Annotated in this window: 14 protein-coding genes and 1 tRNA gene; 12 read left to right on the top strand and 3 right to left on the bottom strand. The window is 69.5% G+C overall.

Annotated features, from left to right (window positions below; all coding sequences use genetic code 11):
• The first annotated feature begins 26 nt into the window (after nt 1–26).
• The 6 genes from FB390_RS05395 to FB390_RS05370 all read left to right on the top strand — a co-directional run bounded on the left by FB390_RS05395 (nt 27) and on the right by FB390_RS05370 (nt 7,423).
• Nucleotides 27–1,877, top strand: a complete 1,851-nt coding sequence (locus FB390_RS05395) for a putative bifunctional diguanylate cyclase/phosphodiesterase (protein ID WP_246123869.1) — start codon at nt 27–29, stop codon at nt 1,875–1,877.
• A 145-nt stretch (nt 1,878–2,022) separates the two neighbouring features.
• Nucleotides 2,023–3,354 carry an MFS transporter gene (locus FB390_RS05390; RefSeq protein ID WP_141807956.1) on the top strand — a complete coding sequence of 444 codons (1,332 nt, stop codon included), beginning with the start codon at nt 2,023–2,025 and terminating at the stop codon, nt 3,352–3,354.
• 103 nt (nt 3,355–3,457) lie between these two features.
• Nucleotides 3,458–4,717, top strand: coding sequence for an oxygenase MpaB family protein (locus tag FB390_RS05385; RefSeq protein WP_141807955.1), 1,260 nt, complete (start codon nt 3,458–3,460; stop codon nt 4,715–4,717).
• A 75-nt stretch (nt 4,718–4,792) separates the two neighbouring features.
• Nucleotides 4,793–5,791 carry a DMT family transporter gene (locus FB390_RS05380; protein WP_141807954.1) on the top strand — a complete coding sequence of 333 codons (999 nt, stop codon included), beginning with the start codon at nt 4,793–4,795 and terminating at the stop codon, nt 5,789–5,791.
• Between the two features lie 99 nt (nt 5,792–5,890).
• Nucleotides 5,891–6,922: a TlpA family protein disulfide reductase gene (locus FB390_RS05375; protein WP_141807953.1), complete on the top strand. Its 1,032-nt coding sequence runs from the start codon at nt 5,891–5,893 to the stop codon at nt 6,920–6,922.
• 165 nt (nt 6,923–7,087) lie between these two features.
• The gene (locus FB390_RS05370) at nt 7,088–7,423 is read left to right on the top strand and encodes a BP74-related protein (protein ID WP_141807952.1); all 336 of its coding nucleotides are present in this window, start codon (nt 7,088–7,090) and stop codon (nt 7,421–7,423) included.
• A 65-nt stretch (nt 7,424–7,488) separates the two neighbouring features.
• Here the strand turns inward: FB390_RS05370 and FB390_RS05365 are convergent, their stop codons facing one another.
• Together FB390_RS05365 and FB390_RS05360 are read right to left on the bottom strand one after the other, a co-directional pair.
• Complete coding sequence (locus FB390_RS05365) at nt 7,489–9,024, bottom strand: Rieske 2Fe-2S domain-containing protein (protein ID WP_141807951.1); 1,536 nt, start codon at nt 9,022–9,024, stop codon at nt 7,489–7,491.
• 82 nt (nt 9,025–9,106) lie between these two features.
• A complete protein-coding gene (locus FB390_RS05360; protein ID WP_246123868.1) occupies nt 9,107–9,910 on the bottom strand; it encodes a hypothetical protein in 804 nt (267 codons plus the stop codon).
• Between the two features lie 247 nt (nt 9,911–10,157).
• On the opposite strand from FB390_RS05360, the gene FB390_RS05355 reads away from it, so the two are divergent.
• Nucleotides 10,158–10,907, top strand: a complete 750-nt coding sequence (locus tag FB390_RS05355; RefSeq protein WP_141807950.1) for a lysophospholipid acyltransferase family protein — start codon at nt 10,158–10,160, stop codon at nt 10,905–10,907.
• Nucleotides 10,908–10,910: 3 nt separating this feature from the next.
• On the opposite strand, the gene FB390_RS05350 is transcribed toward FB390_RS05355, so the two are convergent.
• The gene (locus FB390_RS05350) at nt 10,911–11,729 is read right to left on the bottom strand and encodes an AraC family transcriptional regulator (RefSeq protein ID WP_221639214.1); all 819 of its coding nucleotides are present in this window, start codon (nt 11,727–11,729) and stop codon (nt 10,911–10,913) included.
• Between the two features lie 85 nt (nt 11,730–11,814).
• Between FB390_RS05350 and FB390_RS05345 the strand changes: the two genes are divergently transcribed.
• The 5 genes from FB390_RS05345 (at nt 11,815) to FB390_RS05325 (ending at nt 16,340) form a co-directional block, all read left to right on the top strand.
• Nucleotides 11,815–12,684 (top strand): NAD(P)H-binding protein, encoded by an 870-nt coding sequence (locus FB390_RS05345; protein WP_141807948.1) that lies wholly within the window; start codon nt 11,815–11,817, stop codon nt 12,682–12,684.
• A 134-nt stretch (nt 12,685–12,818) separates the two neighbouring features.
• Nucleotides 12,819–12,891: transfer RNA gene (locus tag FB390_RS05340), tRNA-Gly, on the top strand.
• Between the two features lie 247 nt (nt 12,892–13,138).
• A complete protein-coding gene (locus FB390_RS05335) occupies nt 13,139–14,299 on the top strand; it encodes a PP2C family protein-serine/threonine phosphatase (RefSeq protein WP_141807947.1) in 1,161 nt (386 codons plus the stop codon).
• Nucleotides 14,296–15,900 (top strand): sensor histidine kinase, encoded by a 1,605-nt coding sequence (locus FB390_RS05330; protein WP_141807946.1) that lies wholly within the window; start codon nt 14,296–14,298, stop codon nt 15,898–15,900. The genes FB390_RS05335 and FB390_RS05330 overlap by 4 nt, the downstream gene beginning before the upstream one ends.
• Nucleotides 15,897–16,340 (top strand): response regulator, encoded by a 444-nt coding sequence (locus FB390_RS05325; protein ID WP_141807945.1) that lies wholly within the window; start codon nt 15,897–15,899, stop codon nt 16,338–16,340. The genes FB390_RS05330 and FB390_RS05325 overlap by 4 nt, the downstream gene beginning before the upstream one ends.
• Nucleotides 16,341–16,371 lie beyond the last annotated feature (31 nt).

Below are 16,371 nucleotides of genomic sequence, written 5' to 3'. Positions count from 1 at the left end.
GATGCGTTGTGTCTAGGCTGTTCCCCGTGCGAGGAATCGGGGCGCGCGGCGATACCCGAACCCGGGTGCGGGCGGCATCGGCGCTGGCGACGGCAATGGTCATGGCTCGAACCACCGGGGCGTTCTACGTCATGGGTGGTGTGCTTGGCCTGGTGATCACGGCCATCGCACCGGGCGATGAGGGTAATCGGCCACTGGTCGGGACGGCGGCGGCGATCGCGCTGGTGCTGGGTCTGACGCTGCTCGCGTGGGGTCCGCGCCTGCCGCATTCCATTCACCACGGCTATGTGGCCATCGCGACCGTGCTCGTGACGATCGCGGTGCACTCGTTCCCGAACACGGTCGGCGGCATCAGCCTCGCCTCGTTCTACGTCTTCGTCGCGTGCGACGCGGCCTTGTTCTTCCGTTGGCCGCAGGCCGCGGCGCACATCGCCTTCGCCATGGCGCTGTGCCTGTGGGCGCTGCCCGCGCGCGATCTGCCCTGGTGGTCGGGCCTCATTCCGGCGGGCGTGACGTTCGGCGTCGGCGTCGTCGTCGGCATTCTGACCAGGATGGCCTCGGAAGCCGATATCGACGTGCTCACCGGCCTGCTGAACCGCCGCGGCTTCGACCGCGCGCTGAACACCGCCATCGCGCAGGCCACCCGCAACGGGCAGGGTCTTTCGCTGGTGCTCGTCGATCTCGACCGCTTCCAGAAGATCAACGATCACCTCGGCCACCGCGCGGGCGACGCGGTCTTGCAGCGCGTGGCCGACACCTGGTCCAAGCTGCTGTCCGAGGAACAGCGGCTGGCCCGCTACGGCGGCGACGCCTTCGCGCTGCTGCTGCCGAATACCACCGAGCAGGCCGCGATCCTGCTCACCGAGCAGTTGCGGGCGGCCGTCACCACCGGCTGCTCGGCGGGTGTCACGTCGTGGCAGCCCGGCGAGTCCGGCTCGCTGCTGGTGAGCCGGGCCGACGTCGGTCTGTACCGCGCCAAGCAGGCCGGTCGAAACCGGACCGTGCTGGAGTCCTCGAGGCAGCTGCCGCTGGCGGTCGAACTGCGCGAGGCCATCGACCGCGGCGCGCTGGACGTGCACTACCAGCCGATCGTCAGCTTGACCGAGGGCGGCGGCAAGGCGGTCGGCGTCGAGGCGCTGCTGCGCTGGTCGTCGAGCGCGCAGCCGGACGTGACCACCGAGGGACTGATCCGGGTCGCCGAGGAATACGACCTCATCTCCGATCTGGACGAACTCGTGCTGCGGCGCGCCTGCGCCGACGCGGCCCGCTTGCAGGAGACCTTCGCGCAGCTGGATCTGACGCTCAACGTCAACGTCAGCGGACTCGAATTGGCCGAAACGGGTTACGCCGACCGGGTTTCCAACATTCTCGCGAGCACCGGATGGCCCGCCGACCAACTGGTGCTCGAGGTGACCGAGAGCGAGCTGGCCGCCGAATCCCAGACCGCGATCGCGAACCTGCACACCCTGCGGGAACGGGGCGTGCGCATCGCCATCGATGACTTCGGCACCGGCTACTCCTCGCTCAGCCGCCTCGCCACCCTGCCGAGCGACATCATCAAGGTGGACCAGTCCTTCGTGGCGGCCATCCGCTCGGATTCCCCGGCCCCGCCGCTGCTCGGCGTCATCGCCGCGCTCAGCAGCGCGCTCGACCTCCAGGTCATCGCCGAGGGCGTGGAGACCGAGTATCAGGCCGCGGTGCTGACCGAGCTCGGTTTCGCGCTGGCTCAGGGGTACCACTACAGCGATTCGCATCCGGTATCGGAGCTGATCAACGACCTGAACGAGGGGCAGGGCCGGGTCGGCTCCGGATTCGCCGATCGGGAAATCGGTGACGATCCGATGCCCGCGGCGAACGGCTGGCTGCCGCTGGGCTGAGTCCCGGAAAATCGCTTGACGCGAACGTGGACCGGCGTCGAAGCTGAAGGACATGCGCTTGATCATCAACGGCTATTGAGCTTCCCGCGCACCCGCCACGCGTCGGGGTCGTGATCACGGTGTCCGTGGTCTCACCGCGCGTGCGGTGCTGTTCAAGGGATCACGCGATCTCATCCCGCTCTACGCGCTGTACGCGCTGCTGTTCGCCGAACACGGCCTGAACACCGCGCAGATCTCCTCGCTGCTCGCACTCTGGTCGATCACCGCGTTCGTCCTCGAGGTGCCCTCGGGCGCCTGGGCCGACACGGTGTCCCGGCGCGGCCTGCTGATCCTCAGCGGCGTGCTGGTGCTCGGCGCGTTCACGCTGTGGACCGTCGCGCCGTCCTATCCGGGCTTCGCGATCGGCTTCGTGTTGTGGGGTGTGTCCAGCGCCCTGGAGTCGGGCACGTTCGAGGCGCTGATCTACGACGACCTGGTCGCCAGGGGCGAATCCGGCGTCTACCCGCGCATCATGGGCTACGCCCGCGCGGCGGCGGAAGGCGCGGTGGTCGTGGCGATCCTCGCCGCGACGCCGCTGTACGCGTTGGGCGGATACGCGCTGGTCGGCTGGTCCAGCGTGGCGATCGCGGCGTCGCACGTGCTCGTCGCGGTATCGCTGCCGAGCGCGCCGAAGGCGGCATCGGTCGACGACCTCGACGACGACGCGGCCGACACGGTCGCGACCCGTGTCGGCGTAGCGGCCCCGGGTGTGGTCGCCGCGGTGCCGGGTCATCCCGTCGTGCCGGTCGACGGACGCGCCGCGGCCCGCGCGGGTGGCAGCCGCGGTGTCCTCACCCGCTATCTGACGATGCTGCGCACCGGCGTCGGCGAGGCGATCCGGGTGCGCCGGGTACGCAATGGCGTGCTGCTCGGTGCGCTGCTGTTCGGCATCACCGCCTACGACGAATACTTCGCGCTGCTCGCCCAGTCCGCGGGCGCGCCGACCGTGGTGGTGCCGCTGTTGGTCGGACTGACGGTGGCCGGTTCGCTCACCGGCTCGCTGCTCGCGGGTCGCACGGCGCGCTTGTCCGCACGCACCATCGCGCTCGCTGTCGGGGTGGGCGGCATGCTGTTCATCGGCGGCTCCCTCGTCTCGGGACTCGCCACCGATCGCCCCGATGCCGTGTACCTGCTGACCGGCATCGGTTTCACCGCGATCGGCATCGGCTACGGCGTGGTCCTCAACGCCGAGGTGGTCGCCGAATCGCGGTTGCAGGATGCGATCGAGGGTCCGGCTCGCGCGACCGTGACGTCGGTGTCGGGCCTGCTCTCGGAGGTGGTCTCGCTGGTGATCTTCGGGTTCGTCGCGCTGGCGACGATCCGGCTGTCGATGGCGACGACCCTCGCGCTGCTCGGCCTGGTCATGTTGGCGATCGCCGCGCTCACCCCGGCTTGGTTGCCGCGAGCGAATGTGCGAGCCGTCGCGGAACAGCGGTGACCAATTCTGGCAGAGCATATTGCCAGATATGGAGATTTGTGGGACGGTCTACTCAGAACGCGCTGCGATCTGGCGCGAACCTCGAAGTGATGGGTGCAATGCAATGGCGCATGACAACCGGACGTTCCTGCCGACTCCGAAGCTGTTCACCGAGTTCCCGTTCAAGTACGCGGTGCCGGTGCTCGCGCCGGGCGATCTGCGCTGCACCGCGACACAGCGGGACTCCTTCCGCCGATTCGCCCAGGTCGGGGACCCACTAGCGGACGACGTGGTGGCGATGATCCAGCGGCTGCCGGTCGGCGAGGGCCGCCGGATGTTCGAGACGGCCGTGGTGCGCGGCATCGCCGCGGTACCCGACGCCCCGCGCGAGCTGCGCGCGTTCTTCGAGCAGGTGGAGGCCGAGCCGTACTGGCTGGACCGGACCAAGATCGAGCGTGGGGCCCGGGTCGTCGGCCGGACAAGCGTCTGGGGTGGCATCGCGATGGGGATGTTCGCGCTGATGGGCGGCTACCTCGCGTCCCGCGCGGACAAGACGCTGGTCGGCACCGGCGATCTGGACGCGATGGCGCCGCGCAGGCTCGCCGAGACCACCCAGTGGTGGCTCGACGTCACGACGCCCGGCTCGCTGGAACGCAACGGGATCGGTTATCAGAGCGTGCTGCGGGTGCGGCTGATGCACGCGCTCGTGCGCTCGGGCATGAACCGCCGTCCCGACTGGGATTACGCGGCCTGGGATCAGCCGGTCAACCAGGTGCTCACCGTCGGCACCCTCGGCCTGTTCTCGATGGCGAACCTGGTCGGCGCGCAGGCGCTCGGTCTGCGGTTCTCCGCTCGCGAGAAGGACGCCGTCTTCCAGCTGTGGCGCTACATCGGCTTCCTGCTGGGCATCGATCCGCAGATCCTGCCGACCTGCGAGACCGACACCTGGCGCTCCTTCTGGATTTTGGCCGACACCGAGTTCATCCCCGACGAGGACTCCCAGCGCCTCGCCCAGGCGCTGATCCCCGCCGCGGGCGGACTGTTCGTCGGCGACCGGACCCCCGCGCAACGCGCGATCCGCCACCTGCTCACCCAGTACATGGTCGCCTACAGCCGAATCGTGCTCGGCCGCACCAACGCCGACTTCCTCGGCCTGCCCGACAGCCGCTTCTTCCAGTCCGCCGTACTGGCCACGGCCGTGCTCAACGGCGCGCTGGAAGTCTCGCGCCGCGTCATCCCCGGCGCCACCCGGCTGCACGAGAACGTCGGCGCTCGCGTGCGCACCCGCCTCGTCCGCGGCTCGATCGCCCGCAACGGCGGCGACCGCACCTACGCCAGGCACGACCGCTTCGCCGCCGATCGCGAGGCACTGCGCGCGGGTTAGCGCGTGGGCGCGGTCCGCGCATCGGTCCTGTGCGCCTCGCGACGACTCGTGGCCGGGCGCGGGTACGGTGCGGAAATGAGCGGGCGGACGAGGCTGGGGTTGGGGTGCGGGTTCTGCATCGGGGCGGGTGTCGCGGTGCAGGCGCGGGTCAACGGCGCGCTCGGGGTTCGGTTGCAGGATGGGATCGCCGCCGCCACGGTCAGTTTCGGTACCGGGTTGCTGCTGCTCGCCGTCGCGTTCCTGCTCAGTGCCCGGCTGCGCGCGGGGCTCGGGGCGGTGCGGGCGGCGCTGGGCGATCGGACGTTGCGCTGGTGGCAGCTGCTCGGCGGGTTGTTCGGCGCGTTCTTCGTCGCGTGCCAGGGTCTGACCGTGGCGGCGATCGGCGTCACCGCGTTCACCGTCGCCGTCGTCGCCGGGCAGCTGTCGAGCAGTCTGGTCGTCGACCGGCTCGGTCTGGCGCCCAGCGGCGCGACGCCGGTCACCGCGCTGCGAGTCGGCGGCGCGGCGCTCGCAGTCGGCGCGGTCTTCGTGGCCGTCGCCGATCGCTCGGGCGCGACGCCGGGCGCCCTCGCCCTCCCCGAATCGCTGCGCGCGGTCCCGTCCGCGCTGCTCATCGCGTTGCCCGCGCTGGCAGGCATCGGCCTGGCCTGGCAGCAGGCCGTGAACGGACGGATCGGCGCGGTCGGCGGATCGTTCTCGGCCGCACTGGTGAACTTCGCCGTCGGTCTGCTCGCCCTGCTGGTCATCGAGTCCGCCCTGCTGATCGGGATCAGCGGACTCGGCGAATTCCCCACCGAACCGTGGCTCTACCTCGGCGGCGCGATCGGCGTCGCCTTCATCGCCCTCGCCGCGCTCACCGTCCGCTGGATCGGCGTGCTGCTGCTCGGCCTCACCTCGGTCGCGGGCCAGCTCGCCGCCGCCATCGCCCTCGACCTGCTCACTCCGACCGGCCCGGCCCTGTCGCCGTGGTCGATCCTCGGCTGCCTGCTCACGTTCGTGGCGGTCGCTCTCGCCGCCAAGCAGCGGCCCGGTGAAGTTCCCGTCTCGGCCGAAACCGAGTTCACGGACCGATGAGCCGCCGACCGGCGGCCACCGACCGTCCTCCGCAACACCTCGAATACGCTTCCGGCGATTCCGTTTTCGAATAACCGCTGATGTGGGAGGGTGCGGCCCATGCTGATCGAATACGGGGTGTGGGTTACGCGGTTGGCGCTCGCCGTGGTGTTCGGGTTGTCGGCCTGGGGAAAACTGGCCGACCGCGCCGGGACGCGGCAGGCGGTGGGGGACTTCGGGGTGCCGGTGCGGTGGGTGCCTGCCGTGGCGTGGGGACTGCCGGTCGTCGAGGCGGTGCTCGCGGTGGGCGTCGTCCTGCCGTGGACGGCCGCGGCGGCGGCGATCGGCGCGCTGCTCCTGCTGACGGTGTTCACCGCGGTGATGGTCCGGCTGTTGCGGCTCGGGAAACGTCCCGCGTGCTCGTGCTTCGGTGCGGCGAGCGCGAAGCCGATCGGCGCGCGCAGCATCGCGCGCAACGGTGTGCTCATGCTGCTCGCGGCGCTGGCGCTGTGGGGCGGGTTGGCCCATCCGTCGGTGCCCGCCGGGCTGCCCGCCGATGCCGCGACCGGGCTCGCGCTCGTCGCGGCGCTGTGCGGCGCCATCGCGTGGCTTGTCGGCCAGGTCGGAACGCTGCGCCGTCGGCTGGACGAGCAGGCGCTGTCCACGCTGGGCGCCGAGGGCCTTCCGGTCGGCTCGGTCGCGCCGGAGTTCGAGTTGCTCGACGTAGCGGGCGACCGCACGAATCTCGCGGACCTGCTCGCGGCGGGGCGGCCGGTCCTGCTGGTCTTCGTGCATCCCGGCTGCGAGCTGTGCGCCGCGCTGGCCCGCGAGCTGCCGCGCTGGCAGGCGCGTACCGCGCTGACCATCGTGGTCGTCGGGAACGGTGATGCTGTCGAGCAGGCCGCATGGGGCGTCGAGCAGGGGCTCGGCGACATCCCCTCGCTGGTGCAGCAGGGCAACGAGGCGGCGCTGCGGTACCGCGTCCGCGGTACACCGTCGGCCGTGCTGATCGACGCCGACGGACGGGTCGCCGCGCCCGTCGCGCGGGGCGCTATCGCGACCCGCGAGCTGATTCTCGCCAGGAAATCCGTCCGGACTCAGCTTTCCTCTCGAAGCAACGGCCAGCGCGCCGCCGCCGGTGGCCGGACCTGATCCGTCCGGCAGGTTTCCCTCGAAGGAAACCAACCTCCGGTCCAAATCGATTGTCCCGCAGCAAATTTCGCGAACAACTGCCCTTTCCCACGGATAGGATCGGAGAGCATCGATGCAGAACCGCGCGCGACCCCCATCCATCCATTCGATCGGCAGGGAGATGTCATGGCGGACTTCGCATTCACCGATTACTCCGGCAAGGAATTCATCATCCGGCTGACCAACGAGCAGCGCATCGAGGAAGCACGCCGGATCCTCTCCGGCGAGGAACAGATGTCGGTCCACGTCATGGGTCGCATCAGGAAGCAGACGGTCGACTACAACCCGGGCTGGAGCTTCTACCTGGACCCCGACACGATCACCTTCTTCACCATGGCGATCGAGGTCTGCGACGCGGCTATCAACTACGTCGAAGACCACTTGGACGAGGCGTGCGGCGCCTTTCTACCGGGGTGCTTCTGGTGTCCGTGGTCGTCCAAGCTGACCCGAGAGATCCGCTGATCAGCGCAGCTGTTCGCAGCGGGCCCCGGTCGACGACCACCGGCCGGGGCCCCTGAAAACCCGGCTCAGAGCTTGCGCGACCGCAGCTCGTGCCCCTTGGACGTCTTGCACCGGCCCGACTCCAGATCCCACTGCCAGCCGTGCAGGTTGCAGGTGAGGGTGTTCCCCTCGACCACACCGAACTTGGACAGATCGGCCTTCAGGTGCGGGCAGCGCCGCTGCACTTCCCAGCCCGCGAGCTCGGTCGAGGCCGAATCGTCGTGCGCCTCGGCGAACCAGCCGTCGGCGTAGGCGATGCGCTCGTCGGTGAGGCACTTGAAGAAGGTGTAGAGGAATTCGTTGTAGCCGCCGATGCGCCACGCCTGGAACCGGGTGGACAGGAAGATGGTGTTCACCCAGTCGGGCTCGTTGTCGCGCAGCACCGTGCGCACCAGCTCCGGCGCGATGCGGAAACCGTAGCGGTACTTGCCTTCACCCTCGATGGGCGCGCGCACCGCCCGCTTCGGGAAGTCGAGCACCACGGTCTCGTCGCCGATCACCAGGCCGACGGGGTAGCCGATGCCGTCGCAGATCAGGTCGCTCTGCGCCATGATCGGCTCGAACAGCTTCTGCAGCGGCTCCAGCAGCGAACCGTCGCCGGTCGCCCACGATGCCTTCTCGGCCGCCAGCACCGGAGCCATACGCTCGGCCATCCGCTCGATGTAGCCCGCCTTGTCGGCGTAGATCTCGGCGGGGTCGAACGGGTGGGTCAGCGACAGTTCCTTGCCGCGCACGTCGGCGACCGAGCCGGGGATCATCAGGATCCCGCCCTCGTTCCCGTGGATCTCCATCTGCTCCAGGAACACCATCTGGTCCGGGAAGATGTTGCCCTCGTCGCCTCGGTCGTCGTTGAGGTAGCGCAGTTCCGGGTCGAGGAACACCGGCGGACCGGCCGACGGCACCACCCAGGTCGCCCCGACCTGTTCGATGTAGCTGCGCGCCCGGTCCATGCCGCGCTGGCGCTTCTGCTTGCCGAAGTTGGACTTGGTGCGGGACGGGATGTCGTAGACCATCGGGTACCAGATGGCGCCCGAGTACTGGAGCAGGTGGATGTCGACGTGGCCGAACGCGTCGTGCAGCACGTCCATGTCCACCGGGCGGGCGTCGTTCATGTTGAAGCAGACCGTCTCACCGTCGGAGACGACCAGGCCCGAGTCGCCGATCGGTCCGTCGGCGGGCGCGCGCAGCGCGATGATCATGATGTCCAGCTCGCCGCCGGGCCCGGTCACGGTGTGCTTGACCGAGTCCTCGGTCTCGACGAACTTGTGGAAGCCCAGCTTCTCCAGCTCGCGGCGCAGATCCGGCACGGGGTAGTCCGGCAGCAGGACGGTCGCGTCCTTGTTCACGTGGTCGGCCAGGTGCTTCGCGTCGAAGTGGTCGCGGTGCAGATGCGAGACGTAGAGGAAATCGCAATTGCCCAGCTCGTCCCAGTCCAGCTGGGTGTTGTCGGGAAACGGGACCCACGAAGCGAAGTACGCGGGGTTGACCCAGGGATCGCAAAGGATCGATCCCGCCGCGGTTCGAATGTGGAATCCGGCGTGTCCGACGCTGGTGATCTGCACTAGCTGTTCCTCCTACGCCTGAGGGGCGTTGCCAGCCACCCAGGTTAATAGCTGCATTCCCATGACGACGCTCACGGTCCCGCTACGGCGAGACGTCGCCGATGCAGTAGCCCTCGTCGCCCTCGGCCAGCGTGAACGTGCGGATCTTGGTGACGCCGGAGGAGTTGGTGACCGGCACCTCCACGGTGAGGTAGCCGGAGCCGAGCCGATCCGAGAAGATCTGCTGACCGGCGAAGTCGGTCGCGCCGGTCAGCTTGCCCGGGTTGTTCGCCAGTGGCGGCTGGGTCGGGCTTCCGGTGCCGTTCGGGTCCCATTCGGCGGGGGTGGCCTTGCAGACCAGCGGGTAGTCGCCTTCCTTGTCGGCAGGGTCGAGCGGTTCGCCGACGAAGCGGGCCAGGTAGCGGCGCACCATGTGGCGGGCGTCGGCGTCGTTGGGGCCGATCTCGGCGCCCGCCGGGAACACCCGCGGACAGGCGTAGCCGGTGGCGATCGCGCCGCGCTCCACGGTGACGGTGGCCGCCCTGCCCTTCCAGGTGATGGTCTTCGCCGTGGCGGTGCCGGGCTGGGCGATGGTGGCGAGGATCGTCTGCTTGTCCTCGTACATGTCGGCCACGTTGCCCGGCGCCATGGTCCAGCACTTCTCCTGGAGTTCGGTGATGGTGTCGGACTCCAGGTCGGCGGCCCAGCGCCGCAGCGCGGTCGCCGCCTCCGGCACGCCGGGCACCGCGCCGACCTCGGGGGCGTCGGCGGGCGGCGGGGGGAGGATGCTCGTTTGCGCGGTGGTGGGTGCCGCGGCCGCGGCGGTGGCGGCGGGCGGGGTGGTCAGTGCTTTCGCGGGTGCGGGGTCGTCACCGGGAATGCCGGAGACGGAATCGCACGCGCTCAACAGGAGCGCGCCGCCGACCGCCAGTGCGCCGACGAGCGTCCGCGTTCGGTGGGGGTGTCTCGGGTCGGATGGTGTCGCGGAACTCTCGCTCGATGCTGCGTTCCTGATGGTCCGGTCGCCGCACGGCAGCGGTCGGGCGCGTTCCACTTCGACGATCCTCTTTCTAGGCGCGAATCGGTGCGGATCCCGGATCCGGCGGGCGTCGCAGCTGCCGGATGGGAAAGTCTGCGACTACGCTAGCGGAATTGTGGAACCCGTCTACCGGACGATCATCGGGCTGGCCCGGACCGTCTTCTTCGTGCAAGGCCTGAAGTTCACCGTCAAGGGCGCTGAACACATTCCGCCGACCGGTGGTGCCGTCATCGCGGTCAACCACACCGGCTACATGGACTTCACCTACGCCGGTCTGCCGGTGCGCAAACCCAAGCGCTACGTCCGGTTCATGGCGAAGAAGGAAGTCTTCGACAACAAAATCTCCGGCCCGATCATGCGTGCGCTCAAGCACATTCCGGTCGACCGGGCGGCGGGCGCCGACTCCTACAAGGCCGCGGTGGACTATTTGCGGCGCGGGGAGCTTGTCGGCGTCTACCCCGAGGCCACCATCAGCCGCAGCTTCGAGATCAAGGAGTTCAAGTCGGGCGCGGCTCGGATGGCCATCGAGGCGGGCGTGCCGATCATCCCGATCGTCATCTGGGGCGCGCAGCGCGTCTGGACCAAGGGGTTCCCGAAGCGGTTGGGCCGCACCAACACTCCCATCTCCATCATGGTCGGCGAGCCCATCCAGCCCTACGAACCCGCCGCCGACCTCACCGCCGAGCTCCGCACCACCATGCAGCGGATGCTGCTCGAGGTGCAGAACGGCTACGACCACGAGCCCGGCGCCTACTGGGTGCCCGCGCGCCTCGGCGGCAGCGCACCGACCTTGGAGCAGGCCGACGCCATGGACGCCGCCGAAGCGGCGGAGAAGGCGGCCCGCCGCGCGGCCAGCACCGACTGACGTCTACGCAGGCGCCTGGCACGGCGTCGGGGCGGGCAGGTGCCCGCGAAAGAACTTGGCGGGCGGCACGCCCATGAGGGTCCGGAAGTCGGCCGTCAGGTGGGACTGGTCGTAGTAACCGTTGTCGGCCGCGATTCGTGACCACGGGGTATCGCCCGCGTACGCGAGAATCTGGCGAACCCGGCCGATGCGCGCGAAGTGTTTGGGCGACAGGCCGATTCCGGCGCTGAACAGGTTGCGCAGTTGGCGTTCGCTGACGGCGAGGTCGGCGGCCACGGCCGGGATCGACCGCCCGCTCGGCTCGGCGAGCGCGGCCGCGGCTTCGGTGAGCAGGCCGCGGTGCGCGCGTTGCGTGGGGTTCTCGGAAAGGCGCTGCGGTAGTTCGTCTTCCAGAAAGGCGAGGATCTCCTCGTGTGGTAGTTCGCCGAGCGCGTCGGCGAGTTCGCCCGCCGGGCCCGGCAGGTCGGCGAGCCGCACGACCCGATCGGTGAGTTCACTCGCGGCGACGCCCAGCATCGGGTTGGCGGCGCCGGGAGCCAACCGCAGCCGCACGCAACTCGCGGGCGCTTTCGCCACGGAGTACGTCGCCCTGGTCCGCGGTCCGAGCACCAGCGCCTCCCGCCGTCCACCCGCCTCCGCGCGCAGCACGATCGTGGTCGCGGTGTGCGGGATGTGCGCGAACGGCTCAGATAGCTCACGTACCAAGGGAATTCGCCCGAGTTCGGTCAGCCACGGGCGCAGCGATGCCGGCGTGCGTTCGGTGGATTCGGCGAGTTCGACGGTTCGAACGGCGGCTCGTGCTGGGGCGGGCGCGGTCTGCACGACATCGACTCTAGGCATCGTCGCGCCGGACGGTTGTGCCGAAAGTTCCTATGAATCGGGGTTCGGGCGCGGCACCGTCGTATCCATGATTCTGGTTACCGGTGCCACGGGCACCATCGGCAGTGAGATCGTCCGTCAGCTGGTCGCGCGTGCGGTGCCGGTCCGCGCCGTGACGCGCGATCCGGCACGGGCGCGGACGCCCGAGGGCGTCGAGGTGGTGCGCGGCGACTACAACGACGCCGCTTCGATGGCGGCGGCGATGACGGGCGTCGATGCGGCGTTCCTGGTCGGCGTTCTCGGTCCGGAGGACGCCGACACCGACCGCGCGCTCATCGCCACGGCCCGCGCGGCGGGCGTGCGGCGCATCGTGAAGCTCTCGGCGATCGGCACCGGCGAGCCGGAACTCGGCCGCGTCGGCACCTGGCATCTGCCCGGCGAGCAGGCGGCCAGGGAAAGCGGACTCGAATGGACCGTCCTGCGGCCGAGCACCTTCGCCTCCAACACCCTCAGCTGGTCCGAGCCCATCCGTGCCGGGCAGCCGGTGCCCAACCTCACGGGAGCGGGAGCGCAAGGCGTCATCGACCCGCGCGACGTCGCCGCGGTCGCCGTCGAAGCCCTCCTCTCCGCCGCGTACGCGGGCAACACCTACACCCTCACCGGCCCCGAGCTGCTCACCGCCGCCGACCAAGCGGCCGCGCTCGCCGCGATCCTGGGACACCCGATCGAGGTCGTCGACGTCCCCGAAGAACAGGCACGTCAGCACATGCTGGCCGCGGGCATGTCGGCCGAGTACATCGACGGCGCACTCGCCGGCCAGGCCTACGTCCGCGCGGGCCGCAACGCCGTCCGCACCGACGACGTGCGAACCGTCCTCGGCCGCCGACCCCGCACCTACGCCGACTGGGCCGCCGCCAACATCACCGCGTTCCGCCGCGCGCCGGAACCGGTCGGCTGAGGCAGGGCGACCTCGATCACCCTCACGCTCGCGGCCCAACCCGTGTGAGAACGGCCGATTTTGAATCATCCGCACCCGCCGACTAAAGTTGCCCCTCGCACGGCAACGCGCCCTCGGGGCGCCACGCGGTGCGTGCGGATGTAGCGCAGCTGGTAGCGCATCACCTTGCCAAGGTGAGGGTCGCGGGTTCGAATCCCGTCATCCGCTCTTCCCTCTCTTTCCAGTCGTGCGTGTACGACATCAATCCATCGCCGGGCGTCCGGTGTGTGCCGCGGCACGTACACGAGATCGGCTACGATCACTCCTGCCTCTCGGTCCAGCAAACGGCCGCTGAGTATGTCGGCGTCGCCCGTGGGGTAGCGCCAGTTCGTCGTGATCGGAGGCCGTGGTGTCGTTGCGCACCCACGATCCTGTTATCGCTGTCGATTCCGCCCGGTTGGACCGGGAACCGACGATGCTGCTGGTCGAGGACGACCCCGGCGATGCCCTGTTGGTCGAGGAACTCGTCGCCGATGTCGCGCAAGGTCTGCGCCTGGAGTGGGTGCGGACGCTGGCCGAGGCGGGTGAGCGGCTGCGCGTCTCGGTCCCCGATTGCGTGCTGCTCGATCTGCACCTCCCGGACGCCCAGGGCTTGGAGGCGCTGGCCAGGATCCGCGCGTACAACGATCAGGTTGCCGTCGTGGTGATGACGGGCCTCGACCAGGAGCGCACCGGCTTGGACGCGGTCGCCTCCGGCGCGCAGGACTACCTGGTGAAGGGCCGGGTCGAACCCGAATTGTTCGTGCGCGCGGTGCGTTACGCGATCCAGCGCAAACACGCCGAACGCACCAGCGCCGCACTTCAGGCCAGCCAGATGCGGGCGCAGGAGAACGCCCGGTTGGAGCGCGGCCTGCTGCCGACGCCGCTGCTCGGGCCGGACCGGACCGTCGACGTGGTGTCGCGGTACCGTCCCGGCCGCGCGCATTCGCTGCTCGGCGGCGATTTCTACGACGTGGTCCAGGGCGAGGACGGCACGGTGCACGCCATCATCGGCGACGTCTCCGGGCACGGGCCCGACGCCGCGGCCGCCGGCGTCGCGTTGCGATTGGCTTGGCGCACACTGGTTCTCAGCGGCGTCACCGGCCTGCGGCAGTTGCGTCTGCTGGAGCAGGTGCTGCTCGCCGAGCGCACCGATCGGCAGACCTTCGCGACCGCGACCAGCCTGGTCCTCGATCCGCGGACCCGCCGAGTACACGTCTGGCGCGCCGGGCACCCCGGCATGCTGCGCCAGCGCGGCGACGAGCTGCACTGGCTCGAGGTGCCGGGCGGACCCGCGCTCGGCTTCCTGCCCGGGCGCGCCCAATGGTCGAGTCACGAGGTCGATCTGCCGGACGACGCGGGCTTGATGCTGTTCACCGACGGCCTCTTCGAGGGCCGCGTCGGCGCGGGTGCGGAGCGACTCGGCGAGCAGGGCCTGCTGGAACTAGCGGGCACGGTGTCCGCGGAACGGACCGAACCGTTCGTCGACGAGTTGATCCGCCGGGTCGAGGAATTGGCGGGCCCCGCGGGCGGTTTGGACGACGACGTGGCGATCTTGTATCTGCGCTGGGCGAGGGACGGGAGGCGCGACCGATGACGAGAACGACTGTCGGCAGGCTGACCGCGCAGGGCTGGTTCCAGCTCGTGCTCGCCGTGATGGTCCTGGTGGTGATCGTCGGCGCGATCGCGGGCTGGCGGGTCATCGCGCACGCCAACCAGGTCAGCGACCGTCTGCTGAACCAGACCATGCCTGCGGCGGCCGAGGCGTACCGCCTGGAGAGCGCGCTGGTGAACCAGGAAACCGGTCTGCGCGGTTACGCCATCGCCGCCGACCCGCGCTTCCTCGAGCCGTACGACGAAGGCAAACGGGAACAGGAGCGCGCCGCGGCTCGGCTGCGCGAGCTGCTCGCCGACCGGCCTGCCCGGATCGCCGATCTCGAAACGGTGGAGCGGGCGGCCACGCATTGGCGCGACGAGTACGCCGACCCGCTGGCCGCGACCGTGACCTCCGGCACCACCCGTCCGGTCGAGACCACCGCGGTCCTGCGTGGCAAGACCATCTTCGACGAGGTGCGCGCCGCCTCCGCCGCGCAGCAGGACAACATCGCGGCCGAGGTCGCGAAGGGCAACGAGGAACTCGCGCACGCCCGCACGGTGCGCAACGCGGTGCTCTTCGGCATGATCGCGGCCTTCCTGCTGACCGGAGTCGTCTTGACCGAGCTGCTGCGGCGGCTGGTCGCGCGCCCGCTCGGCCACCTCACCGAGTCGTCGAAACGGGTCGCCGACGGTGAATTCGACCATCGCATCGACGCGCACGGTCCTGCCGACCTCGCGCTGGTGGCCGAGGCCGTCGAGGACATGCGCCGCCGGATCGTCGCCGAGCTGGGCGCCTCCCGCGCGCAGCAGGCCCTGTTGGAGGAGCAGACGGCGGAACTCGACCTCCAGGCCGAGGAGCTGCGCCGCTCGAACGCCGAGCTGGAGCAGTTCGCCTACGTCGCCTCGCACGACCTGCAGGAGCCGCTGCGCAAGGTCGCCTCGTTCTGCCAGCTGCTGGAGAAGCGGTACGGCTCGGAGCTGGACGAGCGCGGTAAGCAGTACATCGACTTCGCGGTGGACGGCGCCAAGCGCATGCAGGTGCTCATCAACGACCTGCTGACCTTCTCCCGCGTCGGACGGATCAGCGAGGGCATCGAGCCCATCCGGCTCGACCAGCCGTTGCAGAAGGCGCTCACCAACTTGTCGTCGGCGATCGAGGACTCCGGCGCGACCATCGAACTGCCGGACGAGCTACCCGAAATCCTCGGTGAGCCGACCCCGCTGACGATGCTGTGGCAGAACCTCGTCGGCAACGCCATCAAATTCCGCAAGCCCGACGTTCCGCCGGTCGTGCGCATCCACTGCGAGCGCGCCGCGGAGGAGACCGACGGCTGGCAGTTCTCGGTGACAGACAACGGTATCGGCATCGCACCGGAATTCGCCGAGAAGGTGTTCATCATCTTCCAGCGCCTGCACGGCCGTGACGAATACAGCGGAACCGGAATCGGTTTGGCCGTCTGCAAGAAGATCATCGAATATCACGGCGGCAGAATCTGGATCGATACCGACTATCGCGACGGCACCCGCCTCTGCTTCACCCTCCAGGCCGTCGAACCCGCGAGCACGGAGTCCAGCCCCATCACCGAAGGAGCCAGCGCATGACCACTCCCGGCCAGCCGATCGACATCCTGCTCGTCGAGGACGATCCCGGTGACGAGTTGATGACGCGGGAGGCGTTCGAGGACAACAAGATCGGCAACACGCTGCACGTCGCGCACGACGGGCAGGAGGCGCTGGACTTCCTGTACCGGCAGGGCGAGTTCGCGGACGCGCCGCGCCCCGATCTGATCCTGCTCGATCTGAATCTGCCGAAGTACGACGGCAGGCAGGTACTGGAGAAGATCAAGGCCGATCCGGAGCTGACGCACATCCCGGTTGTCGTGCTGACCACTTCGGCCGCCGAGGAAGACATACTGCGCAGCTACAAACTGCACGCCAACGCGTACGTGACCAAGCCGGTGGATCTCGACCAGTTCGTGGCCGCGATCAAGCAGATCGACGAGTTCTTCGTGCAGGTCGTCCGGTTGCCACGGCAGCACTGAGGGCGTATCTGCGACTTCGCTCAGCCTGTGC

Origin of the sequence: Nocardia bhagyanarayanae, from assembly GCF_006716565.1 — a bacterium.
GTDB classification, from domain to species: Bacteria; Actinomycetota; Actinomycetes; order Mycobacteriales; family Mycobacteriaceae; genus Nocardia; species Nocardia bhagyanarayanae.
The sequence above is the reverse complement of the archived record's forward strand: the minus strand, read 5'-3'. Positions and strand labels throughout refer to the sequence as shown.